Origin of the sequence: Edwardsiella tarda ATCC 15947 = NBRC 105688 (assembly GCF_003113495.2) — a bacterium.
Taxonomy (GTDB): domain Bacteria; phylum Pseudomonadota; class Gammaproteobacteria; order Enterobacterales; family Enterobacteriaceae; genus Edwardsiella; species Edwardsiella tarda.
On record NZ_CP084506.1, the window covers coordinates 1,562,482 to 1,588,929 of the forward strand.

General features: G+C 58.6%; 26 protein-coding genes. 17 read left to right on the forward strand and 9 right to left on the reverse strand.

Features of this window, described 5'->3' with window-relative positions:
* Nucleotides 1-133 precede the first annotated feature (133 nt).
* The 3 genes from DCL27_RS07255 to hpaR form a co-directional block, all read right to left on the reverse strand.
* Nucleotides 134-1,090 carry a p-hydroxyphenylacetate 3-hydroxylase reductase component gene (locus DCL27_RS07255; RefSeq protein ID WP_080582843.1) on the reverse strand — a complete coding sequence of 319 codons (957 nt, stop codon included), beginning with the start codon at nt 1,088-1,090 and terminating at the stop codon, nt 134-136.
* Between the two features lie 17 nt (nt 1,091-1,107).
* Nucleotides 1,108-2,280 carry a p-hydroxyphenylacetate 3-hydroxylase oxygenase component gene (locus tag DCL27_RS07260; protein WP_005286792.1) on the reverse strand — a complete coding sequence of 391 codons (1,173 nt, stop codon included), beginning with the start codon at nt 2,278-2,280 and terminating at the stop codon, nt 1,108-1,110.
* Nucleotides 2,281-2,647: 367 nt separating this feature from the next.
* Complete coding sequence (gene hpaR / locus DCL27_RS07265; protein WP_005286786.1) at nt 2,648-3,121, reverse strand: homoprotocatechuate degradation operon regulator HpaR; 474 nt, start codon at nt 3,119-3,121, stop codon at nt 2,648-2,650.
* A gap of 379 nt (nt 3,122-3,500) precedes the next feature.
* On the opposite strand from hpaR, the gene DCL27_RS07270 reads away from it, so the two are divergent.
* The 11 genes from DCL27_RS07270 (at nt 3,501) to hpaA (ending at nt 14,505) form a co-directional block, all read left to right on the forward strand.
* Nucleotides 3,501-4,139 carry a fumarylacetoacetate hydrolase family protein gene (locus tag DCL27_RS07270; RefSeq protein WP_035599286.1) on the forward strand — a complete coding sequence of 213 codons (639 nt, stop codon included), beginning with the start codon at nt 3,501-3,503 and terminating at the stop codon, nt 4,137-4,139.
* The gene (locus DCL27_RS07275; protein ID WP_005294045.1) at nt 4,136-4,903 is read left to right on the forward strand and encodes a fumarylacetoacetate hydrolase family protein; all 768 of its coding nucleotides are present in this window, start codon (nt 4,136-4,138) and stop codon (nt 4,901-4,903) included. The genes DCL27_RS07270 and DCL27_RS07275 overlap by 4 nt, the downstream gene beginning before the upstream one ends.
* Nucleotides 4,900-6,366, forward strand: a complete 1,467-nt coding sequence (gene hpaE / locus DCL27_RS07280) for a 5-carboxymethyl-2-hydroxymuconate semialdehyde dehydrogenase (RefSeq protein ID WP_005286779.1) — start codon at nt 4,900-4,902, stop codon at nt 6,364-6,366. The genes DCL27_RS07275 and hpaE overlap by 4 nt, the downstream gene beginning before the upstream one ends.
* Before the next feature lie 161 nt (nt 6,367-6,527).
* Nucleotides 6,528-7,388, forward strand: coding sequence for a 3,4-dihydroxyphenylacetate 2,3-dioxygenase (hpaD, locus tag DCL27_RS07285; protein ID WP_005286776.1), 861 nt, complete (start codon nt 6,528-6,530; stop codon nt 7,386-7,388).
* 16 nt (nt 7,389-7,404) lie between these two features.
* Entirely contained in the window at nt 7,405-7,800 is a 396-nt protein-coding gene (locus DCL27_RS07290; protein ID WP_034164359.1) for a 5-carboxymethyl-2-hydroxymuconate Delta-isomerase, read from the forward strand.
* Nucleotides 7,801-7,811: 11 nt separating this feature from the next.
* Nucleotides 7,812-9,047, forward strand: coding sequence for a multidrug effflux MFS transporter (locus DCL27_RS07295; RefSeq protein ID WP_005286767.1), 1,236 nt, complete (start codon nt 7,812-7,814; stop codon nt 9,045-9,047).
* Entirely contained in the window at nt 9,037-10,509 is a 1,473-nt protein-coding gene (locus DCL27_RS07300; RefSeq protein WP_035599280.1) for an NAD-dependent succinate-semialdehyde dehydrogenase, read from the forward strand. The genes DCL27_RS07295 and DCL27_RS07300 overlap by 11 nt, the downstream gene beginning before the upstream one ends.
* Complete coding sequence (hpaH, locus tag DCL27_RS07305) at nt 10,509-11,312, forward strand: 2-oxo-hept-4-ene-1,7-dioate hydratase (protein WP_035599277.1); 804 nt, start codon at nt 10,509-10,511, stop codon at nt 11,310-11,312. Before DCL27_RS07300 ends, hpaH begins: the two co-directional genes overlap by 1 nt.
* 9 nt (nt 11,313-11,321) lie before the next feature.
* The gene (gene hpaI / locus DCL27_RS07310; RefSeq protein WP_035599275.1) at nt 11,322-12,125 is read left to right on the forward strand and encodes a 4-hydroxy-2-oxoheptanedioate aldolase; all 804 of its coding nucleotides are present in this window, start codon (nt 11,322-11,324) and stop codon (nt 12,123-12,125) included.
* A 49-nt stretch (nt 12,126-12,174) separates the two neighbouring features.
* The gene (gene hpaX, locus DCL27_RS07315) at nt 12,175-13,551 is read left to right on the forward strand and encodes a 4-hydroxyphenylacetate permease (protein ID WP_035599273.1); all 1,377 of its coding nucleotides are present in this window, start codon (nt 12,175-12,177) and stop codon (nt 13,549-13,551) included.
* Between the two features lie 51 nt (nt 13,552-13,602).
* The gene (gene hpaA, locus DCL27_RS07320; protein ID WP_035599271.1) at nt 13,603-14,505 is read left to right on the forward strand and encodes a 4-hydroxyphenylacetate catabolism regulatory protein HpaA; all 903 of its coding nucleotides are present in this window, start codon (nt 13,603-13,605) and stop codon (nt 14,503-14,505) included.
* Between the two features lie 79 nt (nt 14,506-14,584).
* Here hpaA and phnX read toward each other — a convergent pair whose 3' ends face one another.
* Nucleotides 14,585-15,394 carry a phosphonoacetaldehyde hydrolase gene (gene phnX / locus DCL27_RS07325; RefSeq protein WP_035599269.1) on the reverse strand — a complete coding sequence of 270 codons (810 nt, stop codon included), beginning with the start codon at nt 15,392-15,394 and terminating at the stop codon, nt 14,585-14,587.
* A gap of 9 nt (nt 15,395-15,403) precedes the next feature.
* Nucleotides 15,404-16,507 carry a 2-aminoethylphosphonate--pyruvate transaminase gene (phnW, locus tag DCL27_RS07330; RefSeq protein ID WP_035599267.1) on the reverse strand — a complete coding sequence of 368 codons (1,104 nt, stop codon included), beginning with the start codon at nt 16,505-16,507 and terminating at the stop codon, nt 15,404-15,406.
* A 139-nt stretch (nt 16,508-16,646) separates the two neighbouring features.
* Here phnW and phnR point away from each other — a divergent pair, with 139 nt between their 5' ends.
* From phnR to phnV, 5 genes are all read left to right on the forward strand, one after another.
* Nucleotides 16,647-17,366, forward strand: a complete 720-nt coding sequence (phnR, locus tag DCL27_RS07335) for a phosphonate utilization transcriptional regulator PhnR (protein ID WP_035599264.1) — start codon at nt 16,647-16,649, stop codon at nt 17,364-17,366.
* Nucleotides 17,367-17,693: 327 nt separating this feature from the next.
* Nucleotides 17,694-18,707 (forward strand): 2-aminoethylphosphonate ABC transporter substrate-binding protein, encoded by a 1,014-nt coding sequence (phnS, locus tag DCL27_RS07340; RefSeq protein ID WP_035598085.1) that lies wholly within the window; start codon nt 17,694-17,696, stop codon nt 18,705-18,707.
* A gap of 6 nt (nt 18,708-18,713) precedes the next feature.
* Nucleotides 18,714-19,826, forward strand: coding sequence for a 2-aminoethylphosphonate ABC transport system ATP-binding subunit PhnT (phnT, locus tag DCL27_RS07345; RefSeq protein ID WP_035598082.1), 1,113 nt, complete (start codon nt 18,714-18,716; stop codon nt 19,824-19,826).
* Nucleotides 19,826-20,695, forward strand: coding sequence for a 2-aminoethylphosphonate ABC transporter permease subunit (gene phnU, locus DCL27_RS07350; RefSeq protein ID WP_035598079.1), 870 nt, complete (start codon nt 19,826-19,828; stop codon nt 20,693-20,695). The genes phnT and phnU overlap by 1 nt, the downstream gene beginning before the upstream one ends.
* Entirely contained in the window at nt 20,689-21,486 is a 798-nt protein-coding gene (phnV, locus tag DCL27_RS07355) for a 2-aminoethylphosphonate ABC transport system, membrane component PhnV (RefSeq protein WP_228594491.1), read from the forward strand. Before phnU ends, phnV begins: the two co-directional genes overlap by 7 nt.
* 67 nt (nt 21,487-21,553) lie before the next feature.
* Here phnV and DCL27_RS07360 read toward each other — a convergent pair whose 3' ends face one another.
* The 4 genes from DCL27_RS07360 to DCL27_RS07375 all read right to left on the reverse strand — a co-directional run bounded on the left by DCL27_RS07360 (nt 21,554) and on the right by DCL27_RS07375 (nt 25,294).
* A complete protein-coding gene (locus DCL27_RS07360) occupies nt 21,554-22,009 on the reverse strand; it encodes a GNAT family N-acetyltransferase (RefSeq protein WP_005294070.1) in 456 nt (151 codons plus the stop codon).
* Nucleotides 22,010-22,509: 500 nt separating this feature from the next.
* Entirely contained in the window at nt 22,510-24,009 is a 1,500-nt protein-coding gene (locus DCL27_RS07365) for a glucosyltransferase domain-containing protein (RefSeq protein ID WP_223931133.1), read from the reverse strand.
* A gap of 5 nt (nt 24,010-24,014) precedes the next feature.
* Nucleotides 24,015-24,941, reverse strand: coding sequence for a glycosyltransferase family 2 protein (locus DCL27_RS07370; protein WP_005286716.1), 927 nt, complete (start codon nt 24,939-24,941; stop codon nt 24,015-24,017).
* Entirely contained in the window at nt 24,938-25,294 is a 357-nt protein-coding gene (locus DCL27_RS07375) for a GtrA family protein (RefSeq protein WP_005286713.1), read from the reverse strand. The genes DCL27_RS07370 and DCL27_RS07375 overlap by 4 nt, the downstream gene beginning before the upstream one ends.
* Before the next feature lie 255 nt (nt 25,295-25,549).
* On the opposite strand from DCL27_RS07375, the gene DCL27_RS07380 reads away from it, so the two are divergent.
* Nucleotides 25,550-26,440 (forward strand): hypothetical protein, encoded by an 891-nt coding sequence (locus DCL27_RS07380; RefSeq protein WP_035598075.1) that lies wholly within the window; start codon nt 25,550-25,552, stop codon nt 26,438-26,440.
* The last annotated feature ends 8 nt before the right edge of the window (nt 26,441-26,448 follow it).

A 26,448-nucleotide genomic window follows, 5' to 3' on the forward strand; every position in this document is an offset into this window, starting at 1 on the left:
AAAGTCAATCATTTGTTGAGCGATTGCTCAATTTGGTGGGGATGACGCCATCGAGGAGGGCAACATGAAGGAAGAGGCGAGGGTCTGGTGAGCGTAAGCGCGTTCGGCGTGGCAGGCCGAACGCGTAAGCGACTTAGGTCGAGCCAGCGTGCAGTGCTCGGCAGGCATGCGGCAGAGCGCGTAGGACTTGCTTTACCAGCGAGATTTCTTCGGAGCTGAAATCGGCCAATACCTGTTGTTGGCGTTGCTGAGCGACGTCACGCAACAGCGCGGCTTGCGCCATGCCGGCCGACGTTAGGTGATAATCCCCATCGCGCGTTGTCACCAGCCCCTTGCGGCGTAGCACCTCCTCCGCCTCGTTGATCGCCTGTGCTGGCATTGCGACTTCGTGCAATAACTGATCCAGTGACATCTTATGAGTACTATCCAGAACCAGCAACATGCGTGCCTCGCTGATGCGTAGCCCACAGGCATATTGGTGCGGTTGGTAGTAGGTTTGGTAACTGCGTAGGGCCTGGGTGAGGAGATAGTAGATGTTGTCCTCGAGCGGCATCGACTCCGCGCCGGGTGCCGGGGATTCCTCGACGGAGCGCGGATAGGGCAGCACCAGCGAATAAGCGCCTTGGCAGTACAGCAGTGGAGCGCGCCCGAAGTCGTCGAAGGTGACGACCTTGCCAATCAAGATCCAGTGATCACCGGCATCGATCTGTTGGTACTTTTCGCACTGGAAACGGGCGGCGCAGTCATGCAGTAACGGTATATCGGCGATGCCGCGTGCATATTCCAGTCCCGCGAACTTATTTTCTGCCGGGCGCGCAAAGCGGTTGGAAAGCGCGATCTGATCGGCGGCGAGAATATTCACGGCGAAGTGGCTGGCCTGAGCGAAGTGTGGATAGCTGCCAGCACGCTTATCGATGCTCCATAAGATCAAGGGGGGATCGAGTGAAACGGAGTTAAAGCTGTTGACCGTCATGCCGACATCGACGCCGTCGAGGCCGGCGGTGGTGATTACGGTTACGCCGGTGGCAAAGTTTCCCAGCACCTGACGCAAGGCGCGTGGGTCGAGGCAATTCCCTGTAGTCTGCATCATCACAACATCCTCGGTGGTTAAACCATGCTGGGATCGGGGTCTAGCCCCATCAGTTCACGCCCCAGGATCTGGGCGCAGACATCGTAATCGGTGTAGGCGTGGGCACCGGTCATGTGGGCGTCGCGGAACAGGCGTTGCATTTCGTTATCACTCAACCAGCTGGTGGCGCCGGCGGCGCAGAATAAGCGATCCACGGCGGCGATACACATCTTCACCGCATAGGCCTGATTGGTGCGCCAGAAGGCTAACTCGGAGCGGGTCGGATAGCGATGCTGACGGCCAAATGCGGCGTGCTCCTGCCAGGTCTTCTCCAGGAAGGCGCGAGCGGCGGCGACCTGATGAGTCGATTCAGCCAGGCGCATCAAGGCCGGTGTGGCGGTGCCGACACGGGCGCCGGTGTAGGCGCGTACGCGATTCTGGGTCTTCTCTTTAAAGGCAACGAGCATGCGTTCGGCGATCCCTAAGCCGATGGCGGCGAAGCCACAGGCGAAGTAGGGGCGATAGGGGGCATAGTAGAGGTCACTCTCCGGATAGAGCCCAAAGCCGCGCGAGCGTCCCTCCATCATGTTCTTCGCGATCTCGATACGGTGCTCGGGAATAAACGTGTTTTCGATGATCAGCGTCTTCGATCCGCTGCCGCTCATGCCGCTGGCGTACCAGTCATCGCGGATCTGGTACTCCTGACGAGGGATCACGCCGAAACAGTAGATTTTCTCGCCCATGGCATCGATACGATTGAAACCCACGATCGCCCAGTCGGCGTGGTCGCAGCCGCTGCTCCAGCCCATTTCACCGCTGAGATAGACGCCGCCGTCGCCCTCTTCTATGCGACCGAATGGGGCGATGCTGCTACTGGCGGTGGCATCGGGATTGGTGCCCCAGATTTCATCCTGTAAGCGTTGGGAAAACATTGCTAATTGATGGCTATGGGTACAGAGCAAACTGAAGGCCCAAGCCGTGCCACCGCAGGCGCCTGCCAGCGCGGCGACGCAGTCGGTGAACTGCGGTAGCGACATCTCCAGGCCGCCATAGGTCTTGGGTTGGAACATGCGATGCATACCGATGCCTTTTAGCAAGGCGATGTTCTCTGCCGGGACACGGCGTTCGCGCTCAGCTAGCGTGGCATTGGCAGCAATCTGCGGCAAAATCGGACGTAACTTGTCCAGCATGGGGTTGTCGGTGGTCATCATCGCTCAGGCTCCTTTGATTGAGTAAGCGTGCTATGCAGTCGCGTGGCGTCGGCGATAGGCCGGGTAAGCCTATGCGTTCATCCGTGTCGATGGGGCACGGTTACCGATTATGGGGAGTAATAAGTTTAATGAAATGTAAAATTCAGGTAAAAACTTGTACTTTTCCCTAGCAGCGATAGAAGTGTGATCATGATGGGGAATTCTGCTGCAACGGGTTATTTACCTGAGGGCGTGAAGTGATAGGCAAGGTGCTCGCCACGACACTGTTAATAGTATGTTATTTTTTTGGTGTGATTGTTCGTGGCGGCGGAGGGACGGCGGACGTCTGACCGTTTCCGTTATATCGCCGCCGTATGGGGAGGTCGTCTCAATCTTGGGGTTCAAGGTGAGGAGTATCGTCGGATATTTTCTCTTGTCCCGTCTGCTGGCGCGTGCCCAGGGCAATAAACGCTTCCAGCAACGTTGTCAGTTGCGCCATTTTTTCGCTGGAGAAGGCGCGTTCGATGGCTTGGTATTCCGCCTCAATCTGCGCGCGAGCCTGCTCATACAACGTCTGTCCCTGCTGGCTGAGGGAGACATATAACTTGCGCTGATCGTTGACAGGTTTCAGGCGAAAGATCAGCCCGTCCCGCTCCATCCGTGACAGGATCCCGGTCAAACTGGGACGTAATATACAAGCTTGGCTGGCCAATTGATGGAAATCGACAGAATGATTCCCAGCCAAGACACGGATCACACGCCACTGCTGCTCGGTTAAGTTGTAGCGTTTCAATATCGGGCGGAAGAAACCCATCGCGCTTTCGCGTGCCTGTAACAGAGCGATGGTCAGTGACTCATGCATAGTTCTTCAATCCATTCAATCGTTCGTTAGGCGCCTACCGGTCGCCATATACCCCTCAGCCTTCTTCCGATTGTAGCCTAGTCACTCTCTCGATGCCCGCCATTCCTCACCACCCATGATCGTTAATAGGTTAATGAAATTAATGCTGCGCGCATTGGTTAATATTAAGTTAATAACGATGCACTAAAACACTGTGAAGATATATCTATCTGCATGATAACAAAGAATTAATTTAATAAAATGTAAATACAATGTTATCGAGATCACAGTTTTGCGCGTGGCGGTTGTTTAAAACGCGTACAGCGTGTAAAAGGATTTCATTAATATGTTAACAATAAGCCTGTCACGCCCCGTTATGTGCAAGCTAAAGGAGAGAGGAATGGAAGGCACCGTCTTTGCTGTCGCCCTGAACCATCGCAGTCAACTGGCTGCCTGGGATGCACAGTTTCACTCGCCCCCCTATCAGGAGCCACCTAAGACGCCGGTGTGGTTTATTAAACCTCGTAACACGGTCATCCCCAGTGGCGCGGCGATCCCACATCCTGCCGGTGAACAGGTGTTAAGCGGCGCTACGTTGGCGCTGGTGGTGGGGCGGCGAGCACATCAGGTCAGTGTGCAGCAGGCGGCAGAATTTATCGCAGGCTTTGCCCTCGCCAATGAGGTCAGCTTGCCGGAATCCAGCTTCTATCGGCCCGCCATCAAGGCTAAATGTCGTGATGGTTTCTGTCCGCTGGGTGACTGGGTGGTACTGCCTGCCGAGCAAATAGCGACGTTGACGATCATTACTGCAATCAATGATGTTGAGGTTGACCGTTGGTCGACGGCCGATCTGCTGCGTTCCGCGCCGCAGTTGCTGAGTGCATTGAGTGACTTTGCTACCTTGCAACCCGGCGATGTGATCCTACTTGGTACACCCCAACAGCGGGTGACCATTAAACCCGGCGATCGCGTCAGCGTACGGGCGGCCGGCTTTCCCACGTTGGAGAATCTCGTGGTCACACAGGGAGATGCGGCATGAGGCAGGCGCGTATTCAGTATCAAGGCGAGATTTTGTCAGTCCGCGTGGACCAACAGCAGCGCGTAGTGTTGGCGGACGGGACCACCCTCGGCGCCGAGCAGGTGCAGTGGCTGCCGCCCGTGACCGGCGGCACGTTATTCGCATTAGGGCTTAACTATGCCGACCATGCTAGCGAACTGGCATTCCAGGCACCGGAGGAACCGCTGGTATTCATCAAGGCGGCGAATACGTTGACCGGTCATAACCAGGTGTCTGTACGACCAGATAATCTGGACTACATGCACTATGAGGCGGAGTTGGTGGTGGTGATCGGCCGACGCGCGTGCCGCGTTTCAGCGGCACAGGCGATGGAGTATGTCGCGGGTTACACCGTGTGTAACGACTACGCCGTACGCGATTATCTCGAGAACTACTATCGCCCGAATCTACGCGTGAAGAGTCGCGATACCTTGACGCCGATCGGCCCTTGGATCGTGGCGCGCGAGGCGGTGCCCGATCCTCATAACCTGACGCTCAGCACCTGGGTTAACGGTGAGTTGCGTCAACGTGGCAACACGGGCGACATGATTTTCTCCATTCCCTACCTGATCGCTTACCTGAGTGAATTTATCACCCTGCAACCCGGTGACATGATCGCCACGGGTACGCCGAAGGGATTGGCCGATGTCCGGCCCGGTGACGAGGTGGTGGTCGAGGTGGAGGGCGTTGCGCGTTTGAGTAACCGTATCGTCAGTGAGGCCGAGTACAAGGAGATCGCAGGATGAAACGTATTAACCATTGGATTAACGGTAAGAATGTCGCTGGTCAGGATTACTTCACGACCCTCGATCCGGCGACGGGCGACGTCTTGGCGGAAGTGGCCGCGGGTGATCAGACCGAGATTGCGCAGGCTGTCGCCGCCGCTAAACAGGCCTTCCCCAAGTGGGCCAATCTGCCGATGAAGCAGCGTGCCCGTCTGATGCGGCGTCTCGGATCATTGATCGATCAAGAGGTAGCGGCGATCGCCGAGCTGGAGACGCGCGATACGGGTTTACCGATCCAGCAGACCAAAAACGTCTTGATCCCACGCGCCTCGCATAACTTCGATTTCTTCGCCGAGATCTGTCAGCAGATGAATGGCCGTACCTATCCCGTCGACGACCAGATGCTGAATTACACCTTGGTTCAGCCGGTCGGCGTGTGCGCGTTGGTGTCGCCATGGAACGTGCCGTTTATGACGGCGACCTGGAAGGTCGCGCCTTGTCTGGCATTGGGTAATACCGCGGTATTGAAGATGTCTGAGTTGTCACCGTTGAGTGCCGATCGTCTCGGGGCGTTGGCGCTGGAGGCGGGTATTCCTGCCGGCGTCTTGAATGTGGTTCAGGGGTATGGCGCCACGGCGGGCGATGCCTTGGTGCGTCATCCCGATGTGCGCGCCATCTCCTTCACCGGCGGCACCGCCACCGGGCGTGCCATCATGAGGAGTGCTGGCCTGAAGAAGTACTCCATGGAGTTGGGGGGAAAGTCACCGGTGTTGATCTTTGCTGACGCCGATATCGAGCGTGCGCTGGATGCCGCGTTATTCACCATCTTCTCCATCAACGGTGAGCGTTGCACCGCGGGTTCACGCATCTTCATCCAGCAGCAGATCTACCCGGAGTTCGTTCGGCGTTTCGCCGAGCGTGCCAACCGCTTGCGGGTCGGTGATCCACGAGATCCGCAGACACAGGTCGGCGCACTGATCAGTCGCCAGCATTGGGAGAAGGTCTCCGGTTATATCCGTCTTGGCATCGAAGAGGGGGCCACGCTGTTGGCCGGGGGACCGGAGAAGCCCAGTGATTTACCCGCGCATCTGCGTCAGGGCAACTTCTTGCGCCCGACGGTGTTGGCCGATGTCGACAATCGCATGCGAGTCGCTCAGGAGGAGATCTTCGGACCGGTAGCTTGCCTGCTGCCGTTTAAAGACGAGGCGGAGGGATTGCGTCTGGCCAACGCTGTCGAGTATGGCCTGGCCTCTTACATCTGGACCCAGGATATCGGCAAGGCTCATCGCCTAGCACGCAGCATAGAGGCGGGCATGGTGTTCATCAATACCCAGAATGTGCGCGATCTACGCCAACCTTTCGGCGGGGTAAAGGCCTCCGGTACTGGGCGTGAAGGTGGGGAGTACAGCTTCGAGGTGTTCGCCGAAATGAAGAACGTCTGTCTCTCTCTCGGGGATCATCCGATTCCGCGTTGGGGAGTATGAGAGGTGACGTCGTTGTCGGTCGACGAGGGGCGTTGCTGGCGTCACTCGCTCGCCGACGGGTGTGTTGCCTGGGAAGGGCGTAGCGGGCGGCGTCCTTCATCAACCGGGAGCAATGCGTTCTATCACAACTACATACGCACCGTACTTTCAGGAGAAATCATATGGGACAGTTAGCGTTAGCCGCCAAGATCACCCACGTGCCGTCAATGTACCTGTCGGAATTGCCGGGAAAACACCAGGGGTGTCGTCAGGCGGCGATCGAGGGGCATAAAGAGATCGGCCGCCGTTGCCGCGAGTTGGGCGTCGACACCATCATCGTGTTCGATACCCACTGGCTGGTCAACAGCGCCTACCACATCAATTGTAGCGCCCACTTCTCTGGGGTCTATACCAGCCATGAGCTGCCGCATTTTATTCGCGATATGCCCTATGAGTATGACGGTAACCCCGAACTGGGCCAACTGATTGCCGACGAGGCGTGTCGTCTCGGCGTTCGTGCCCAGGCCCACAATATCGCCAGCCTGGCGCTGGAGTACGGCACGCTGGTGCCGATGCGCTATATGAATGCCGATCGTCACTTTAAGGTGATCTCCATCTCCGCCTTTTGTACCGTCCATGACTTCGCCGACAGTCGCAAGATGGGCGAGGCGATCGCCAAAGCCATCGAACAGTACGCCGGTAAGGTAGCGGTGCTGGCGAGCGGTTCGTTATCACACCGTTTTATTGATGATCAACGGGCCGAACAAGGAATGCACAGTTATACCCGTGAGTTCGATCGTCAGATGGATGAACGGGTGGTCAAATTGTGGAAAGAGGGGCGTTTCGACGAGTTTTGCGCCATGTTGCCGGAGTATGCCCACTACTGTTTCGGCGAGGGCAACATGCATGACACGGTGATGTTGCTTGGCCTATTAGGCTGGGATCGGTATGACGGACAGGTCGAGTTCGTCACTGAGTTATTCGCCAGTTCAGGTACCGGCCAAGTGAATGCGGTATTCCCGTTGCCGGCGGTGGCTGCCTAGTCCGCGAGGAGTCGATATGCCCCATTTCTACGCTGAGTGTAGCGACAATATTCGTCGCGAGGCCGATCTGCCGGCGCTGTTTGCCCAGGTCAATGCATTTCTCTTTGGAACCGGACTCTTCCCCCTGGCGGGGATCCGTAGCCGCGCCATCTGGCTGGATACCTGGCAGATGGCCGATGGGCGTCACGATTATGCCTTCGTGCATATGACGTTGAAGATCGGCGCCGGACGCAGCTTGGCGTGCCAACAGCAGGTGGGAGAGCAACTCTTCGCCTTGATCCAGCAGCACTTCGCCCCCCTGATGGCGCAGCGTTACCTGGCCCTTTCGTTGGTGATTGAGGTGTTGCCAGCAGAGTTGAGTTACAAGCAAAACAACGTACACGCGTTGTTTGCGGATGTGGCGAGATCCTAGGCATGCGTAGCATGAGCTCGGCCTTCGTTCAGCGTCCGCCCCGCTGGCTGATCCCGCTGCTGGGATCGCTGGTGGCGTTCGGCCCCCTGTCTATCGACATGTATCTGCCGGCCTTGCCCGCCATGGCGCAACGCCTACAGGCGACGACCGGGCAGATGCAGCTGACACTGAGCGCGTTTTTTCTCGGTCTGTGTATCGGGATGTTGCTCTATGGGCCGTTGAGCGATCGCCTCGGTCGGCGCCGGTTGTTACTGAGCGGTTTGTTGCTATTCGCCTGCGCGAGTCTGCTCTGTACTCAGGTGAGTAATGTATGGCAACTGGTGGCATTGCGCGTCCTGCAAGCGTTTGGGAGCGGCGCCGCGGTGGTGATGGCTCGGGCGATCGCTCGTGATGTCTATCACGCCCAGGTCTTACCGCGGGTGTTGTCGTTGATGACGCTGGTGACTATGGCGGCACCCTTGCTGGCGCCGCTGTTAGGCGGCGCGCTGCTGACCTGGTTCGACTGGCAGGCCATCTTTGGGTTACTCACGCTCTGTGGCTGCCTCAGCGGGCTGTTGGTGTGGCGACTGTTGCCGGAGACATTGCCCACGAGCGCGTCGCCTTCGTCGGGCGGCCTGTGGGTAGCGTTTCATCACTATGGTCTGCTACTGCGCGATCGTCGGGCGATGGCGGCCATCGGCACGTTGTCGTTCTCCTTCGCCGGGATGTTCGCCTTTATCAGCGCCTCACCGTTCGTCTATATCCGTTATTTCCAACTGTCTCCCCACGCCTATGGCCTGCTGTTCGCGGGCAATGTGCTGGGGATGATCCTGTTGCTGCTGCTCAATGTGCGCCTACTGCGTCACTACAGCCTGGCACGCCTGCTGTCTTGGCAGAGTGGTGCTCAGGTGATCTTCGGCCTGCTACTGCTGGCCAGCTACCGCCAGGGGGTGGCGCTGATCGCGCCCTTGGTGATGCTGTATATATCGCTGGTGAATGCTATCGGTGCTAATAGTCTGTCGCAACTATTGTTACCGCGCGCGGAGCAGGCGGGCAGTGCGACGGCCTTGGCGGTTTCGTGCCAGTTCGCGTTGGGGGCTGGCGCCAGCCTGCTGCTGTCAGCCCTACAGGATGATACCCCGTTCACCATGACATTGCTGATGGCGCTGTGCGCTGCGCTGAGCTGGTTAAGTCAGCGGCTGGCCGTGCAACGCGTCCCGCGTCATCTGTACTGCCTGTTACCCGGAGAGAGAAATCATGAGAAGTAAACCCGTGGTGCTGTTGCGCCACCAGGCCTACATCGATGGCCGCTGGCTCGATGCCGCCGACGGTGCCACCTTTGCGGTAACCGATCCGGCCAGTGGTGCGTGCATTGCACGCGTCAGCGATATGGGCGCAGAGGCCTGCCAACAGGCAATCCGGGCCGCTCAACGGGCGCTTCCCGCCTGGCGCGCCCAGACGGCCAAGCAGCGTGGGTTAATCCTGCGGCGTTGGTACGATCTGATCGGGGGGCATCGCCAGGCGCTGGCGCAGTTACTCAGCCGGGAGCAGGGCAAGCCGCACGCCGAGGCGTTGGCGGAGATCGCCTATGGTGCCAGCTTTATCGAGTGGTTTGCCGAGGAGGGGAAGCGCACTTATGGGGAGACGATCCCCAGTCCGCTTCCCGGTCAGCGTATCAGTACCATCAAGCAACCGATCGGCGTGGTTGCGGCGATCACGCCATGGAATTTCCCCAACGCCATGATCACCCGCAAGGTTGCACCGGCGCTGGCCGCCGGTTGCTGTGTGGTGCTAAAGCCAGCGCCGGAGACGCCGCTGTCGGCGCTGGCACTGGCGGCGTTGGCGGAGGCGGCGGGACTGCCGGCGGGGGTGTTGAATATCGTGCCGGGGCTGGATGCGGCGGCCATCGGCACCTGTATGACCCAGAGCCCGCTGGTGCGCAAGCTGTCGTTTACCGGCTCAACTCGCATCGGCAAGCAGCTGATGGCGCAAAGCGCGGCGACGGTGAAGAAACTCTCTCTGGAGCTGGGCGGCAATGCTCCCTTTATCGTATTCGACGACGCCGATCTGGAGGCCGCGGTTCAGGGGGCTCTGTCGGCGAAGTTTCGTAACAGCGGTCAGACCTGCGTCTGTGCCAACCGCATCCTGGTACAGGCCGGGATCTATGAACGCTTCGTCACCCGTTTCGCCGAGGTGGTCGCGACGCTGCGGGTCGGGCCAGCCAGCGATCCCCGCGCGCAGCAGGGGCCGCTGATCAATCAGGCGGCGCTGGATAAAGTCCAGGCGTTGATCGACGACGCTCTGGCACGGGGCGCAACCCTGGTGAGCGGCGGCGCGCCGCATTCCTTGGGCGGTCTGTTCTTCCAGCCGACCATTCTGCGTGACGTTGATGAGTCGATGCGTATCGCCCATGAGGAGGCTTTCGGCCCCGTCGCTCCGCTGATCAAATTTCACGATGAACAGGGGGCCATCCGACTGGCCAATCAGACTGAATCGGGGCTGGCAGCCTACTTCTATGCGCGTGACATCGGTCGGATCTACCGGGTGGCGGAGGCGTTGGAGTGCGGCATGGTCGGCATTAATGAGGGGCTGATCTCCAATGAGTTGGCGCCGTTTGGCGGCATCAAGCAGTCCGGGTTAGGGCGTGAAGGGTCGCGCTATGGTATCGAGGATTATCTCGAAGTGAAGTACCTCTGCTTCGGTGGACTTGACGATAAGGGAACGAATTGATGTTAGCTCACTCGCTCATCGAGAGCCTCGCTCGTCGCCTGGATCAGGCGGAACAGAGCCGTGTACAGATCCGGGCGCTCTCCTTGGAGTATCCACAGATCACGCTTGAGGATGCTTACGCCATCCAGCGTGCCTGGGTGGCGCAGAAGATCGCCGCCGGGCGCCGTTTGGTGGGCCATAAGATCGGCCTAACGTCGCGAGCGATGCAGATCAGCTCGCAGATTACGGAGCCGGATTATGGCGCGTTACTCGACGACATGCTGTTTGCCGACGGGGGAGAGATCTCGACGGATCGCTTCATCGTGCCCCGTATCGAGGTCGAGTTGGCCTTTATTCTGGCGAAGCCGTTACGTGGCCCGAACTGTACCCTGTTCGACGTATATAACGCCACGGATTACGTCATCCCTGCCTTGGAGTTGATCGACGCGCGCAGCCATAACGTCGATCACCAGAGTGGTCGGCCGCGCAAGGTCTTCGACACCATCGCGGACAATGCCGCGAACGCCGGGGTGATCTTGGGCGGGCGTCCCATCAAGCCAGAGGCCTTAGATCTACGTTGGATCAGTGCGTTGTTGTATCGCAACGGGGTGATTGAGGAGTCCGGGGTCGCCGCCGCCGTGTTGAATCATCCGGCCAATGGCGTGGCCTGGTTGGCGAATAGACTCGCCCCTTACCAGGTGCAGCTGGAGGCGGGGCAGATCATTCTGGCCGGCTCCTTTACCCGCCCGGTGGCGGCACGTCAGGGGGATACCTTCCATGTCGACTATGGCCCGCTGGGCGCCATCAGTTGTCGGTTTGTCTAAGGAGAGAAAATGAACCACGCCGTATTACATAACACCTTTAAGCAGGCACTACGGGATGGGCGCGCGCAGATTGGCCTCTGGCTGGGTCTGTGTAGCCCCTATAGCGCCGAACTGTTAGCGGGGAGTGGTTTCGATTGGCTCCTGATCGACGGCGAACATGCGCCGAATAATGTCCAGACTATCCTCGGACAGTTGCAAGCCATTGCCCCTTACCCTAGTCATCCGGTTGTACGTAGCGCTTGGAACGATGCCGTGCAGATTAAACAGTTGCTAGACATCGGCGCACAGAGCGTGTTGATCCCGATGGTACAAGACGCGGCACAGGCGCAGGCGGCGGTACGCGCTACGCGTTATCCGCCTCAGGGGATCCGTGGGGTGGGGAGTGCCCTGGCGCGAGCCTCACGCTGGAACCGGATCGACGACTATCTGCAACGCGCCGACGATGAGGTATGTGTGTTGATACAGGTCGAGACCCGCACGGCGCTGGGTAATCTCCCGCAGATCCTCGCGGTGGAGGGGGTGGACGGCGTGTTCATCGGCCCGGCGGATCTGAGCGCCGATATGGGCTTGGCCGGCCAGCCGACGCATCCGACCGTTCAGGCGGCGATCGAGCAGGCGATCGCCCAAATCAAGGCGGCGGGTAAGGCCCCCGGCATTTTGATGGCGCAGCCGGAGATGGCGCAACGTTACCTGGAACTCGGGGCGTTATTTGTGGCGGTGGGGGTCGATACCACACTTTTAGCGCGAGCCGCCGAGGCGTTAGCCGCCCGCTTCGGCACTACCAGGCCACAGACGGCGCCGGGTGTGTACTGAGTCACGGCGCAATACCGACCATAATGGGCAATCACTTGAGGGCAGCACGATGAGCGAGTCACCGACCATAGGGAATAGTTCGGCTAATCCCGCCGAGCGTCATAAGCAACTCAATGCACAACAACAGGCTGTTATTAATAAGCTATTCCGCCGCCTGATCGTGTTTCTGTTCGTGTTGTTTGTCGCCTCCTTTCTCGATCGTATTAACATCGGCTTCGCGGGCCTCACCATGGGGCGGGATCTCGGGTTGAGCGCGACCATGTTTGGTCTGGCGACGACGCTGTTCTATGCCACTTATGTCATCTTCGGTATTCCCAGCAATATCATGCTGGGGATCGTCGGGGCGCGGCGCTGGATCGCTACCATCATGGTCTGTTGGGGCATCGCCTCGACAGCGACCATGTTTGCGACCGGTCCCACGAGTCTGTATGTGTTGCGAATGATCGTCGGTATTGCTGAGGCGGGCTTCCTGCCCGGGGTGCTGGTCTATCTTACTTATTGGTTCCCCGCCTATTTTCGCGCTCGGGCCAACGCGCTATTTATGGTGGCGATGCCCGTCACCATGGCGCTAGGCTCGGCGGCGTCCGGCTATATCATGGCGCTGGATGGCATCTTGGACCTGAAGGGGTGGCAATGGCTATTCCTGTTGGAGGGATTCCCCTCGGTGTTGCTGGGGGTCGTCGTCTGGTTCTATTTGGATGATACGCCGGCTAAGGCCAAGTGGTTGACGACGAGCGATAAGCAGACTCTGCAAGCGATGATGGAGGAGGATAAGCTGGAGCTGGTGCAGCCGGAAGGGGGCGTGAGTCACCGTGCATTGCAACGGCGCAGCCTGTGGCGTGAGATCTTCACCCCGGTGGTGGTCATGTATACCTTGGCTTACTTTTGCCTGACCAACACCCTGAGTGCGGTTAACATCTGGACGCCGCAGATCCTGCAGAGCTTCAATCAGGGCAGCAGTAACATTGTCATCGGCCTGTTGGCGGCCATCCCCCAGGTCTGTACCATCGCCGGCATGGTATGGTGGAGCCGCCGCTCCGATCGTCTCCAGGAGCGCAAGCTGCACACCTGCCTGCCTTACCTGTTCGCCGCCGTCGGCTGGCTGTTGGCTTCGGCGACCCAGCATAGCCTGTTGCAGTTGATCGGCATCATCATGGCCTCCGTGGGGTCGTTCACGGCGATGGCCATCTTCTGGACCACGCCGGATCAGTCGATCAGTCTGCGTGCACGGGCGGTGGGGATCGCCGTGATCAACGCCGTGGGCAATATCGGTTCCGGTATCAGTCCGCTGCTGATCGGTTGGCTGAAGGATCAGACGGGGAGCTTCAACTCTGGCCTCTACTTTGTCGCTGGGTTGTTGGTCGTTGGTGCCCTTCTGGTGTGGTGGATCCCGATGCAGGCTTCACGTCCTCGCGCTACGCCCTAAGTGTCACGGGCCGAGTCGGGCCCGTTTGTTCTTGCCTGGAGGGTTATCACGATGAACGAACCGGTTGTCGCCAATCTCGATCTGGCCCACGATTATCATGAGGCACAGGGGGCGGAAGGCGTCTATTATCAATCGTTCTCGCGTCTGGCAGCATTCTTTGGCCGTGATATGCATGTCCATCGCCACGATCACTTCTTCCAAATGCATGTGTTGAATACCGGGCAAATTGAGTTGTTTCTCGACGATCAACGCTATGCGCTACAGGCGCCGTTGTTCGTGCTGACGCCGCCTTCGACGCCACATGCCTTCTTTACCGAGCCGGATAGCGAGGGGCATGTGTTGACGGTGCGTCAAGAGTTGATCTGGCCGTTGCTTGAGAGTCTCTACCCTTATCAAGGAGGGCGTGAGGCGTGGCTGGATATCCCCGGGGTTTGCCTGTCGTTAGCGGATAAGCCCCAGGAGCTAGCGACGCTTAATCATTATTGGGCGTTGATTCAACGCGAGGCGACAGCGCAGTTGGCGGGTTATGAGCATACCTTGGCGTTGCTAGCGCAGGCGGCCTTTACGCTGCTGCTGCGCAACGTACCGTTGGGCGAACGCAACCTGTGTGTCATGCGTGGGGAGATCCAGCGTTTTCGTCGTTTCAACCAATTGATCGATACGCGTTACCCCGAGCATCTGCCGGTGGCCGAGTATGCGCGCCAACTGGGGATCACCGAGTCACGCCTGGCTGATATGTGCCGCCGTTTCACCAATCGTTCGCCGAAGCGATTGATCTTCGAACGGCAATTACGCGAGGCGAAGCGTCTGCTGTTATTTAGTGACCGCTCGGTACATCAGATTGCTTACCAGTTAGGCTTTAAAGATCCCGCCTACTTCACCCGCTTCTTCAGTCGCCTGGCGGGGTGCTCCCCCAGCGTCTTCCGTACCCGCCGGCTCGCTGGTGCCGGGTAGGATACGGCGAAGGTGGCAGTGGGTGAGCATGGCTTACCGGCTGAGGAGGCCCGGCGCAGAGGCCGGGCGGGGTGGGGGCTTAGGGACGTTCGCCACGCGCCAGGCGCCGATCGATCTGGGCGATCACCGCCGGCAGATCCGCCAGGGTGTCGACCACATAGTGCGCGCCCGCGGCGTACAGCTTCTCGGCGGCCAGGGTGCGGCGGCGCGCCTTTTCGTCATCCGCCATGGCGTGGTACGCCTCCCAGGTGGCGCCAAACTCGTTGCCGGAGATCGCCAGGCCGACGCTCCACATCCCGGCGTTGAGTCCCTCAAGGATCCCCGGGACGGCATCGTCGACTTTGACGCAATGCGCGACGGCGTCGATGCCCAAGGTGATGACATTCTGCAGCGCCATCCAGGGGCCGGGACGGCCGCCGGCGGCGAGGTCATCGGTTGCGACCCAGTTGTCCGGTGCATAGCCCTGATGGGCGGCGGCTACGACCAGGCGCTCCATCACCGCGCGGGGGTAGCCGGAGCAGGAGCCGATCTTGATCCCATTGGCGCGTAGGGTGGCGATGGTCTCGACGACGCCGCTAATTGGCGTGGCGAAATCGACGACCTTGGCGATCTGTAATGGCATGAAAGCGTTGTAGATCGCATCGATATCGTCGGCACGCATCGCCCGGCCAAATTTGGCTTGCCAGCGGGCATCGACACTGGGCAAGCGCCCCAACGCCTCGATGTGTTGCCACTTGCCCAGTCCCATCGGCACCCGAGCCTCAGCCAGGGTCAGTTCGATGTCGAATGCCTGACGAAACGCCTCGACGAAGATCTGGGTCGGGGCGAAAGAACCAAAGTCGACGGTAGTCCCTGCCCAATCGAGAATAACGGCCTGAATACGTTGCATGGTGTGTCCTTACTGTTGCCAATAGATGGCTTGTTGAATGGCCTGGAGCAGGGCGTCGATGTCGGCGGGGTAGACCTCACCGATGTTGCCGATGCGGAAGCAGTCGCTCTGCGATACCTTGCCGGGATAGATGATAAAGCCCTGCTGTTTAAGACGCTGGTAAAAGTCCGCGAAACGGTAGTGTGGGCTGCTGGGTGAATAAAACGCGGTGATGATCGGCGAGTGTAGCTCGTCGTCCAACAGCGGCTGGAAGCCGAGCCGACGCATGCCGGCGACCAGGCGGCGCTGATTCGTGTGATAGCGCTGGTGGCGTGCCTCGATGCCACCCTCCGCCTCCAGTTCCCGCAGCGCCTGGGCGAAAGCCAGCACGGTATGGGTCGGCGAGGTGAAGCGCCACTTGCCGCCGTGATCCTCCATGCAGCGCCATTGGGCGTAGAGATCCAACGACAGCGAACGTGAGCGACCGGCGCAGGCCGCCAGGCGTTCGCGCTGGGCAATGACGAAGGCGAAGCCGGGCACCCCTTGGATACATTTGTTGGCCGAGCTAATCAGAAAGTCGATGCCCAACTCGGCCATATCCAGTGGAATGCCGCCGAAGCTACTCATGGCATCGACCAGGTAGATCTTGGCGTGGCGGCGCGCCAGTTCGCCCACCTCGCGGATCGGGTTCAGCATCCCGGTGGTGGTTTCACAGTGCACCATCGCGAGGTGGCTGATGGTCGGATCGGCCTGTAAGTATGCCGCCAGCTCGGCCAGATCGGGGCGGGCGAGCTCGCCGCAGTCGTAGACCTGGTGGGCGATGCCCATCAGGGTCGCCATCTCGGCCATGCGCGCGCCGTAGGCGCCGTTATTGATGATCAATACCTTACCTTGTGGGCCGAGCGCGCTGCCGAGCACCGCCTCGACGGCATAGCTGCCGCTGCCTTGCAACAGGACGGCGGTATAGTCGGCGGCAGGGGTCGCCAGGGCGGTGAGGTGACGGCGGATCGGTTCGACCACGCCATGGTTGTAGTCATCATCCCAGGTACAGCTATCGAAGAGCATCGCACGCTTTACGCTGGATGAGGTGGTCAGCGGGCCGGGCGTGAGCAGTAGGGTATTACGAGCAGTCATGATTTCACCATTGGTCTATACCAGATTAGGGTTATCATGGCGACATGGCCCACTCCGGGTCAAAGGGAAAATCGGTTTGCAACAAAAAATTCATCAATCTCTGTATAATATCGCCAGACAACCGTGACGGTGAACGAGCATGAAAGCGATCTCTGGTGACATCCCGCAATACCTTTCCATCAAGGCGCAACTCCAGGCGCATATCGAGAGTGGGGCGTTGAAATGTGGCGATAAGTTGCCCTCTGAGCGCGAGCTCTGTGCGCGCTTCAATACCACACGCATCACCATCCGCGAGAGCCTGGCGCAGTTGGAGGCGGGCGGCATCATTTATCGCGCCGATCGGCGCGGTTGGTTTGTGACGCCACAGCGCCTGTGGCTCGATCCGACGCAGAACACCAACTTCCATCAGTTGTGTCGTGAGCAGGGGCGGGTCGCACAGACCCGGCTACTGAGCGGGGAGTTACTTGCCGTGCCGCTGGAGGCGATGACACCTTTGCAGCTGCAACCCTGCGATCAGATCTATCTACTCAAGCGCGTGCGTTATGCCGATGATCGCGCGATCTGTTACTGCGAGAACCACTGCCTGCCAGCGCGGGTGCCGGAGTTGCTGCGCCACGATCTGAATGGCAGCCTGACGGAGGTGTATCAGCGCCATTACCAACTGTGTTATGCCAGCATGCACCTCTCTTTCTATCCCAGCGCGATGCCGCGTCCCGCCGCGCAGGCCTTGGGGGTGATGGAGGGGCGCCCAGCGCTGTTGCTACGCCGCCTCAACTACGATCAGTATGGGCGGGTGCTCGATCTCGACATCGAGTATTGGCGTCATGATAGCCTGCGTATCGAGGTCGATACGCACTAATTGGCGCGGCTTCGCGTCGTTACGGCTGCGTGCGGGGCGCTTTGCGCGGCTCTGGTTGGGGAGTATCACGCTGGCATCATGCGACTGCCGACTGCCGACTGCCGACTGCCGACTGCCGACTGCCGACTGCCTTAGGCATCAGCCGTTGGCTAAGGCAGCGTGTCGGTATGGATTGTTCGGCCAGCGGCTCCCTCTCGCCGGCGTCTTTTCCGGCTATCCCGTTCTCGTTTCCTCGTCGATTCATCCTATTGTCATAAAAGCCGTTTAGCGTAATGGGTAAAACTGGTATAGGCCAGAAAACTGTAACGTCCCCATGAGGCTACTACGATGAAACTTTCCACACTCGCTCTGCTGTCTGCCGTCGCGCTGGGCAGCGCCCCGATTTGGGCCGCGCCGATCGTCACCCTCTACTCGATCGATGGGCTGCACGATGGCAACAACAGTTGGTATCAGGCGCAATTCGCCGCCTTCACCCAGGCGACGGGTATCACGGTACGCTATGTGGAGGGCGGGGGAGGCGTGGTCGTCGAGCGGCTGGCCAAGGAGCGGACTAATCCACAGGCCGACGTGTTAGTGACCGCGCCGCCGTTTATTCAGCGTGCCGCGGCGGAAAAGCTGCTGGCCGCCTTTCGCCCCGCCGCGGCCGATCAGATCCCTGGTAGCACCGACTACTACACCCCCTTGGTGAAGAACTACCTGAGCTTTATCTACAATGACAAGCGACTGAAAACCCCGCCAGCCAGCTGGCAGGATCTGCTGGATGCGCGCTTTAAGAATAAGCTGCAATACTCGACGCCGGGACAGGCCGCCGATGGCACGGCCGTCATGTTGCAGGTCTTTCACAGTTTCGCTGGCAAGGAGGCGGGCTACGCCTATCTGGCGCAGTTGCAGGCCAACAACGTCGGGCCCTCCGCCTCGACGGGCAAGTTGACCGCGCTGGTGAATAAGGGCGAGCTGTATGTGGCCAATGGCGACTTGCAGATGAACCTAGCGCAGATGGCGCGTAATCCCAACGTCCGGATCTTCTGGCCGGCCGATGCCCAGGGCGAACGTAGCGCGTTGGCCATTCCCTATGTGATCGCGCTGGTACAGGGTGCGCCGCAGAGTGAGAACGGGAAGCGACTGATCGACTTCCTGTTGAGCCAGGAGGCGCAACAGCGTGTCAGCGCGCTCTCCTGGGGGATGCCGGTACGCGATGATGTGACGCCGCAAGACGCCAACTACCAAACGGCCAAGGCTACCCTGGCCGGGGTGAAAAGTTGGCAGCCGGACTGGGATGAGGTCGCCCTCTCGCTGTCGGCCGACATCGCCCGTTGGCACCGCGTTACCGATAGCGAGTAAGCCGCCATGTTAATGAAATCGACGACATCGCCGCGCGCGGCACTGCAGGGATCGTCCCGTATCGAATTTGATGCGCTGCGCGTGGCTTATCACGGTAATGTGGTCTTAAAACCGCTCTCACTCACCATCGAGCCGGGCGAGGTGTTGGCGTTGATCGGGCCGTCGGGATCCGGGAAGACGACGGTACTGCGTGCCTTGGCCGGTTTCGTTCAACCCGCCGCTGGCCGTATTCTCATCGGCGACAGCGAGGTGACACACCTGCCGCCTTATCAGCGTGGCTTGGCGATGGTGGTACAGAATTATGCCCTATTTCCGCACCTACGAGTCGGGGATAACGTCGCCTTCGGCCTGCGTGCCCAGAAGCAAGCCAAGCCGCTGATCGCGGCGCGTGTCGAGGAGGCGCTGAAGATCGTCGGCATGAGCGACTATGTTAACCGTTACCCGCACCAACTCTCTGGCGGCCAGCAGCAGCGGGTGGCCATCGCTCGCGCCATCGCCGTTCGCCCCCGAGTCCTGTTGCTGGATGAGCCGCTCTCGGCGTTGGATGCCCAGATCCGCCACACGATGGTGGAGGAGATCGCCCGTCTGCATCGCGAACTCCCCGAGTTGACCATCCTGTATGTCACGCATGATCAGACCGAGGCGCTCACCCTGGCGGATAAGATCGGCATCATGAAGGAGGGCAGTCTGATCGCCCATGGCGAGACACGCGCCCTGTATCACCATCCGCCTAACCGCTTCGCCGCCGAGTTTCTTGGCCGCGCCAATCTGCTGACGGCAACGGCGTTGGGCAGACGTCATGGACCCGGCCAGCAGAGCGTGAGTTGTGGCGGAACGGTGGTCAGCGCCTTCAGCCGTGGCGGATTACATGGTCAGCACACCTTGTTGTGCCTGCGTCCACAGCATATCACCCTGACGCCCCAGAGTGCGCAGAGTCATCGTCTGAATGCGACCCTGCGCTCCTGGCATTGGCAGGGGGATCTGACCCATCTGTTGTGCGATGTGGCCGGTGAGACGCTCCGTGTCGTGATGACGCGATGGGATCCGGCGCTCCGTCCGGGGGACGCCTTGGCGCTGTGGTTTGAAGCCGATGATGCGGTCCTGATCGAGGAGTCATGATGCAGTTATCGATGAACTGGGCAAAACCGGCGTTAACGCAGCGTCAGGTACTCTGGCTGTTACCACCGCTCTTGGTGCTGCTGATATTATTCTGCTACCCACTATTGTTGATCGGCGAGCAGGCGCTACGTGACGGCGCCGGGCAGCTCTCTCTGGAGACCTTCTGGCAAGTACTGGCGTCGAAGCGCTTCATCGCGGCGTTGTTCAATACGTTGACGATCGCGCTGTGCGCCACGGCGGGCTGTCTGTTGCTGGGGAGTGTGTTGGCGCTGATCTTGGTCTTTATTCCTTTCCCGGCGAGTGGCCTGATCGGTCGGGTGGTGGAGACCTTCATTGCCTTACCGACCTTCTTGATCACCCTGGCGTTCACCTTTATCTATGGCTCGGCGGGGTTGTTCAATGGTCTGCTGATGCAGTTATTCGATTTGGCGCTGCCGCCGTTGGACTTCCTCTACTCCATCCAGGGGGTGATCCTGGCGGAGATCACGGTATTTACGCCGCTGGTGATGCGTCCGCTGATCGCCGCCCTGCGCCAGATCGATCACAGCCAGTTGGAGGCCGCCAGTATCCTCGGCGCCCGCCCGGCGCGCGTGATTGCACAGGTGATCTTCCCGGCGGCGAAGCCGGCCTTGCTGGCGGGTGGCAGCCTGTGCTTGCTGTTGACCACCAATGAGTTCGGAATCGTGTTGTTCATCGGCGCCAAGGGGGTGAACACGCTACCGATGATGGTCTATAGCAAGGCGATCTTAGAGTCCGACTATGCCGTCGCCTGTATGATCGCCTTGATGAATATCGTGTTGTCGTTGGGCTTGTTTGCCTTGTATCGCCTGGCGACGGCACACAGTGGCGTAAGGAGTCAGGCATGCTGATTTGGTCACGTAAGGGGCGCGCCGTGGCCGGGGCGCTGGCGACGACGCTATTTGGCTTGCTCTTCTTGCTACCGCTGGCGGTGATCCTGATGTCTAGCCTGAGTCAACAGTGGAATGGCATTCTGCCCAGCGGATTCACGCTGCAACATTATGTGAATGCCCTCAGCGGCGCGGCCTGGCAGGCGTTACTCGCCAGCCTGACGGTCGGCTTTGGCGCCAGCCTGTTTGCCCTGCTATGCGGCGTCTGGGCGGCGCTGGCGCTGCGACGTTACGGCGCCAGGACTCAGCGTTGGCTGAGCTTGCTCTTCTATCTCCCGAGCGCCATTCCCTCCGTCTCCGTGGGGCTGGGGATCTTGGTGGCCTTTAGCCAAGGGCCGTTACAGATGAATGGTACGCTGTGGATCGTGTTGGCGGCCCACTTCGTGCTGATCTCGGCCTTCACCTTTAGCAATGTGACGACGGGATTGGCTCGCTTGGCGCCAGACTTGGAGCATGTGGCCTCGAGTCTGGGGGCGACGCCCGGTTATTGTCTGCGTCATGTCACCCTACCGTTGTTAGCGCCCTGGATGCTGTCTGCGCTAGCGTTGAGCCTGTCGCTTTCGATGGGGGAGTTGGGCGCGACGATGATGATCTATCCGCCGGGATGGGCCACGCTGCCGGTGGCGATCTTTAGCCTGACCGATCGCGGGAATATTGCCGACGGTGCCGCATTAACCATCGTACTGGTGGTGCTCACATTACTCCTGATGGTGAAGTTGGAGCGGTTGGCGCGGCGACTGAGCGCGCGTTGAGTCGAGCGCGCGGCTAGGCGGGATGCGTGTGGGGCGGCGGATGGGGCCGCCCCACCGTTAGGGTGCGTTAGGATGACGCTGACAGATTCAACTGATAGTGGTAGAAGGCGGTATCACGGCAATAGCCCTGCGCCTGGTACAACGCCTGGGCGGCGTGGTTATCCGTCGCCGTATCCAGGCCGATAAAGGCCGCGCCGCTCTCGCGGGCGAAGGCCTCGGCGCGTTGCATCAGCAATCCGGCGACGCCATGACGACGCGCCTGTGCATCGACGAACAGATCATAGAGCAGCCAGGTGCGTTTCATCTCCAGAGAGCAGAACAGGGGATAGAGTTGGGTGAAACCGACACACTGCCCTTGCTCATCTTCGGCGTAGAAGATCACCGATTCGCCGTTGCGCAGGCGTTGCTGTAGGTAGTGCAGTGTCTGCGCGGCATCGGAGGGGGTGTGGTAAAACTGACGATAAGCGATAAATAGGGGATTGATGCGCTCGGCATCGCTGACCTGGGCTTGACGGATCAACATACGATCTCCTTGGCGCCGCCGTTGGCGGTCGCGCTGTGCTGTGTGACATCATCGGCCTGCCTGGCGATGCGCTGGTTGGCGTATCACGCGGCAGGTCATATTGTTATTATTCGCAAGTATTAGCCAGATGAGTGTCGCGTGCTCGCTGCGCGCCGGGCAATTTTTTTTATGTAACTAATTTATAAATTTTTATTTCTGCATAAACCCCGGTCTAGGAAGGTACTCAGCAACCGATTTTGGCTTCGCCTTGTTGTCGTTGGACTTAACGCGCTCTGAGTCGGCAGCGCCTTTTGTTAGGGCTTTTAGTTCGCCCCTATGGGGTATTATCAATGCCACCGCTTAGGCCGGTGTTTTTTTTATTCCGCTCCTGGCTGCTGGCCTATATCAATAGCGGGCGGTGGATTTAGCCTCGCCCGTTTTTCTTTTGGCTGGGTTTTGTGAATACTGCCCGGCGATTGCCAGGCAGTATTTAGCGGATGAGGTGTGGCTAACACACGAGGTCAGTGGGGTTTACCACAGACGGAGAAATATTTATTTTTCAACCAGACGAGCGTGTCGTTATTGAATGAGTAGATGGCGTAGAATTTATTATCGCGCAAGGGCGGCGTGCTGGCACCACAGAGGGCATTCAACTTGTCGCGGTAGTCCGGCCCCCAACCGGTATCGACATTGTTGAGGCCATAGGAGGCGATGATACGCCGGGCGGTCCAGTTATAGGCCGGACTGAACATCATGTCGATCAGCGCCTGATGTTCGACGATCTTCTGTGTTACCGGCGCGGTATCCGGATAGTTATTCACCAGGATCTTCCCGTGGGCGGTGGCGTTGAGCGCGATCAGGTCATAACTTAGCCACCCGAAGATGCGTGCCTCATAGTCACGCTGGTTTTTAACCGCGTTGCCATACTGGAAACTGAAGGCGAGGAAGTAGAACAGGGGCAAGATACATAGCCAACTCCAGTTGGGCCGGTAGCGCATCACCACTTGATAGAGCGCGTGGGCGAACAGGAACAGGGTGGCGGAGAAGCCGCATAACACGCGGACGTCGGTTACCCCCTCTTTCAGCAAGAATAATGGGCCGAGCAGGGCGAAGAAGAGTACTAGAGGCGAGCAGAGCGTAATCAGCCAGGAGATCAGCCCGTTTAGGCCCTGTACATCGTCGCGCCACATCTGCTGGAGGCGTAGGAGGTAGACCCAGAGTACGCACAGCAGGGCGGGGTAAAACAGGAACTTCAGTTCACGGCTGAGGACGAAGGTCAGCAGCTTCTTCAGCATTAGCCAATCTTGCGTCAGCCAGTAGAGGGCATCCTGCGGCCCGATCATATTCCCACGATTACCGCCGCCCAAGGCCAATAAGTGGTCGATGATCAAGACATAGAGCGAGTTGGTAACCAGTAATACCACCCCGACCCATAGCGTCTCACGCCAAGGGGACTGGCCGTTTTTAAAGAAGTTGATCATCAGATTGGCGCCATATAACCCGATGAAGATGTTGGCGCAGGGCTGGTAGAGCGTCAGTGCGACGAACAACAGCAGCGTCGGAATCAGGTAGCTGAGCAGGCCGCGATCCCGGGGGAAAAAGAAGGCTAGCGTGGAGAGCGCCAGCGCGATGATCATCGGGAAACTATCGTATTTATAGGAGAGGTTTTGCAGGAAGAATGGGTTGAAGAATAACAGAATATAGGGTGACAGCGCGGCAAAACTGAGCGGTTGCTCGGCACGGCGTGCGACCCAGGTCAGGGTCCAGGCGAAGAACAGGACGCCGAGGATCAGGGTCAACGGCGCGCTGTCGGTCAACTCATACAGGTTAAAGGTAAACAGACGCATCAGCAGATCGGCGCCGGGTCGGCCGAGGGTGTACCAAGGCGCCGCCGGGTTGAGGATGCGTTCGGTATCATCGCGGTAGTAGACGTTAGCCAGGATGAGCGGCAGCACGTAGAACAGCAGGATCGCGGCGATTAACAGGAAGGCATCCCGATTGGAGAGTGGGCGTCTTAGCATGCTGTTCATTTTTTACCCTTGATTTCTTTGACGATAAAACGGGGGCGTTGCTTGGTTTCGACGTAGATCCGTCCGATATACTCGCCGAGTACGCCGATGCCGATCAGTTGAATGCCGCCGAGGAAGAGGATCACGGCCATGATGGAGGGATAGCCGGGCACCGGGTTATCGAAGATCAGCGTCTTGATGATCACATACAGCGCATAGCAGAGCGCGAAGCCGGCGATCGAGGTACCGATATAGGTCCACAGGCGCAACGGGATGGTGCTGAAGGAGGTGATCCCCTCCAGCGCCAGGTTCCACAGTTTCCAGAAGTTAAACTTACTGCGTCCGACCACCCGTTCGTGGCGGGTGTAGGTCACGATGGCGGGCTTGAAGCCGACCCAACTGAGTAGTCCCTTCATAAACAGGTTACGTTCGTGCAGCATCAGTACCGCATCGACCACTTGGCGGCTCATCAGCCGGTAATCTCCCACATTCATCTCGATCGGTGTCGAGGCGATCTGGTTATGAACCCGGTAAAAGAGGCTGGCGGTCAGGCGCTTCATCAGGGTATCCGAGCTGCGATCGATGCGTTTGGCCAGAACCACATCCGCACCGTTACGCCAGCGGGCGATCATCTGCGGGATCAGCTCGATGGGGTCTTGGAGATCGACATCGATCGGGATCATGGCGTCGCCGCTGGCATATTTCAGCCCGGCGAATAGTGCCGCCTCTTTGCCGAAGTTACGTGAGAAGTTAACCATCACCAGCAGCGGATCATCGTCGATCAGGCGCGCGATAACTGCTTCGGTCTGATCGCTGCTACCATCGTTGACGAACACAATCTCGATGCGATAGGGCGCCAGATCGTCGCATTGACGTACCGCCTGGTGAAACAGCGGGATCGCGCTCTCTTCATTGAATACCGGAACCACCAGGGAGATTTTCATTGTGCCTTACTCCGGAACACGATGTATTTAGAGTAGAAGAAGCCCATGATCAGGCTGATGAGCGAGAAGACGACGACCGTCGCAAGCGGGGGAAGCGCCAGGCGATCGCCGACATCTCCCGTTAGCCAGCTGATGGCGCCCATAAAGCTGGTAAACAGGAGATAACGCTTCAGTGTAGGACGATCGCGAAAGGTAAAACGCGCATTGCAGAAAAAAGAGAAGGTAACCGCGACAGCAAAGGCATATAGATTACTGAACGATTGTGACAGCTGTCCCTGTAGGTGCAGGATAAAAAAAACCAACCAATGGATGGCCGTATTGAGTATGCCGATAATAAAGTATTTTATAAACATAATCCGCCCGCCATTGGCTCTTCGTGAGCACGCTTCTTTGAGTATAGGAAAGATTAATCGCTCTGCATTGTGCCGATACGCCATCAGTAAAGTGGCTTGAAATGGATTTTCTTACGCTTATTCCTATGGGGGGTTGCTGGCAGACTAAGATGATGATGAGAGAGTGATTTTATTGGCGCTGAGCTGGTGGGTGGCCACAATGTTATCTATCCTTACGGTAAGGAACATGACGGCGGATCGATGTCGGATAACACCATGGATAAGCAAGTTTATCGTAGCGTAATTGTATTATTTTTATTAGCCGCTAGCCCAGGGTTGGCGCTGGGCGCTGCGAGTCAAGCGGAACAAGCGCCTGTCAAAATCTTTACTACCCCTTGGGCGCGTCTCTTTTCCGGTAGTGAGGCGCGTTTTTCTACCGCCTTGACCTACAGCACGCCACTCTCTCACCAATGGCTCAACGTACCGTTGAATAGTGAGCAGAGCGAGATGCGCAATATCGTCAATCAGCGCATGCTGGCCAGCTTTCAATACTCACCGTTAAGCTATTTCTTTGCCAATATGACGGTGCGCGTGCCGTTACAGCATCTCAATCGCTATCGCCCCGATTTTGTCTATAGCTTTGGTTATGATGACTGGCATCCCGGCACCTTTAGCTTGGTCTACAGTAACTACGGCGATAATAACCATTTTTATCCTCAGCAGGGTCAGCGCCGCACCAATATTGAGCAGGGGACCATTACCGCCGCCTATAAGTTTGCCTTGCCGGACAGCTGGAATAAACATCTGTTGATCTTTCCGCAAGATAGCCTGACCTGCCAGGTGGGTTATAGCTATGGACCGCGTTACTATTCCCTACAAGATAATCAGATGAAACGGGGGAAAAGTGCCTTATTGGGGAGTTGTGGTTATACCTTGAAGCAGCATTTTTTCTTCCGGCTATCAGCCTTCTATTACCCCGATCGCTCGCAGCAGCAGCCCTGGGACTCCGATTATAACTATAGCTTCGGCTATGTTTCCGGCTATCAGCCCGGCGATCTCTCCATCTCTTACGGTAACTACAGCGGTACCCGTTACGCCTGGCGTAGCGATCGCAACGCCAACTTCCGCCAAGGCACCATCAACGTAAGCTGGACACTACCGTTTTAAGCGACGAC

What these genes read in the sequence shown, in the direction of transcription:
- DCL27_RS07255 (WP_080582843.1), bottom strand. Translation starts at nt 1,090, where the DNA reads ATGATGCAGACTACAGGGAATTGCCTCGACCCACGCGCCTTGCGTCAG.
- DCL27_RS07260 (WP_005286792.1), bottom strand. Translation starts at nt 2,280, where the DNA reads ATGATGACCACCGACAACCCCATGCTGGACAAGTTACGTCCGATTTTG.
- hpaR (WP_005286786.1), bottom strand. Translation starts at nt 3,121, where the DNA reads ATGCATGAGTCACTGACCATCGCTCTGTTACAGGCACGCGAAAGCGCG.
- DCL27_RS07270 (WP_035599286.1), top strand. Translation starts at nt 3,501, where the DNA reads ATGGAAGGCACCGTCTTTGCTGTCGCCCTGAACCATCGCAGTCAACTG.
- DCL27_RS07275 (WP_005294045.1), top strand. Translation starts at nt 4,136, where the DNA reads ATGAGGCAGGCGCGTATTCAGTATCAAGGCGAGATTTTGTCAGTCCGC.
- hpaE (WP_005286779.1), top strand. Translation starts at nt 4,900, where the DNA reads ATGAAACGTATTAACCATTGGATTAACGGTAAGAATGTCGCTGGTCAG.
- hpaD (WP_005286776.1), top strand. Translation starts at nt 6,528, where the DNA reads ATGGGACAGTTAGCGTTAGCCGCCAAGATCACCCACGTGCCGTCAATG.
- DCL27_RS07290 (WP_034164359.1), top strand. Translation starts at nt 7,405, where the DNA reads ATGCCCCATTTCTACGCTGAGTGTAGCGACAATATTCGTCGCGAGGCC.
- DCL27_RS07295 (WP_005286767.1), top strand. Translation starts at nt 7,812, where the DNA reads ATGAGCTCGGCCTTCGTTCAGCGTCCGCCCCGCTGGCTGATCCCGCTG.
- DCL27_RS07300 (WP_035599280.1), top strand. Translation starts at nt 9,037, where the DNA reads ATGAGAAGTAAACCCGTGGTGCTGTTGCGCCACCAGGCCTACATCGAT.
- hpaH (WP_035599277.1), top strand. Translation starts at nt 10,509, where the DNA reads ATGTTAGCTCACTCGCTCATCGAGAGCCTCGCTCGTCGCCTGGATCAG.
- hpaI (WP_035599275.1), top strand. Translation starts at nt 11,322, where the DNA reads ATGAACCACGCCGTATTACATAACACCTTTAAGCAGGCACTACGGGAT.
- hpaX (WP_035599273.1), top strand. Translation starts at nt 12,175, where the DNA reads ATGAGCGAGTCACCGACCATAGGGAATAGTTCGGCTAATCCCGCCGAG.
- hpaA (WP_035599271.1), top strand. Translation starts at nt 13,603, where the DNA reads ATGAACGAACCGGTTGTCGCCAATCTCGATCTGGCCCACGATTATCAT.
- phnX (WP_035599269.1), bottom strand. Translation starts at nt 15,394, where the DNA reads ATGCAACGTATTCAGGCCGTTATTCTCGATTGGGCAGGGACTACCGTC.
- phnW (WP_035599267.1), bottom strand. Translation starts at nt 16,507, where the DNA reads ATGACTGCTCGTAATACCCTACTGCTCACGCCCGGCCCGCTGACCACC.
- phnR (WP_035599264.1), top strand. Translation starts at nt 16,647, where the DNA reads ATGAAAGCGATCTCTGGTGACATCCCGCAATACCTTTCCATCAAGGCG.
- phnS (WP_035598085.1), top strand. Translation starts at nt 17,694, where the DNA reads ATGAAACTTTCCACACTCGCTCTGCTGTCTGCCGTCGCGCTGGGCAGC.
- phnT (WP_035598082.1), top strand. Translation starts at nt 18,714, where the DNA reads ATGTTAATGAAATCGACGACATCGCCGCGCGCGGCACTGCAGGGATCG.
- phnU (WP_035598079.1), top strand. Translation starts at nt 19,826, where the DNA reads ATGCAGTTATCGATGAACTGGGCAAAACCGGCGTTAACGCAGCGTCAG.
- phnV (WP_228594491.1), top strand. Translation starts at nt 20,689, where the DNA reads ATGCTGATTTGGTCACGTAAGGGGCGCGCCGTGGCCGGGGCGCTGGCG.
- DCL27_RS07360 (WP_005294070.1), bottom strand. Translation starts at nt 22,009, where the DNA reads ATGTTGATCCGTCAAGCCCAGGTCAGCGATGCCGAGCGCATCAATCCC.
- DCL27_RS07365 (WP_223931133.1), bottom strand. Translation starts at nt 24,009, where the DNA reads ATGCTAAGACGCCCACTCTCCAATCGGGATGCCTTCCTGTTAATCGCC.
- DCL27_RS07370 (WP_005286716.1), bottom strand. Translation starts at nt 24,941, where the DNA reads ATGAAAATCTCCCTGGTGGTTCCGGTATTCAATGAAGAGAGCGCGATC.
- DCL27_RS07375 (WP_005286713.1), bottom strand. Translation starts at nt 25,294, where the DNA reads ATGTTTATAAAATACTTTATTATCGGCATACTCAATACGGCCATCCAT.
- DCL27_RS07380 (WP_035598075.1), top strand. Translation starts at nt 25,550, where the DNA reads ATGGATAAGCAAGTTTATCGTAGCGTAATTGTATTATTTTTATTAGCC.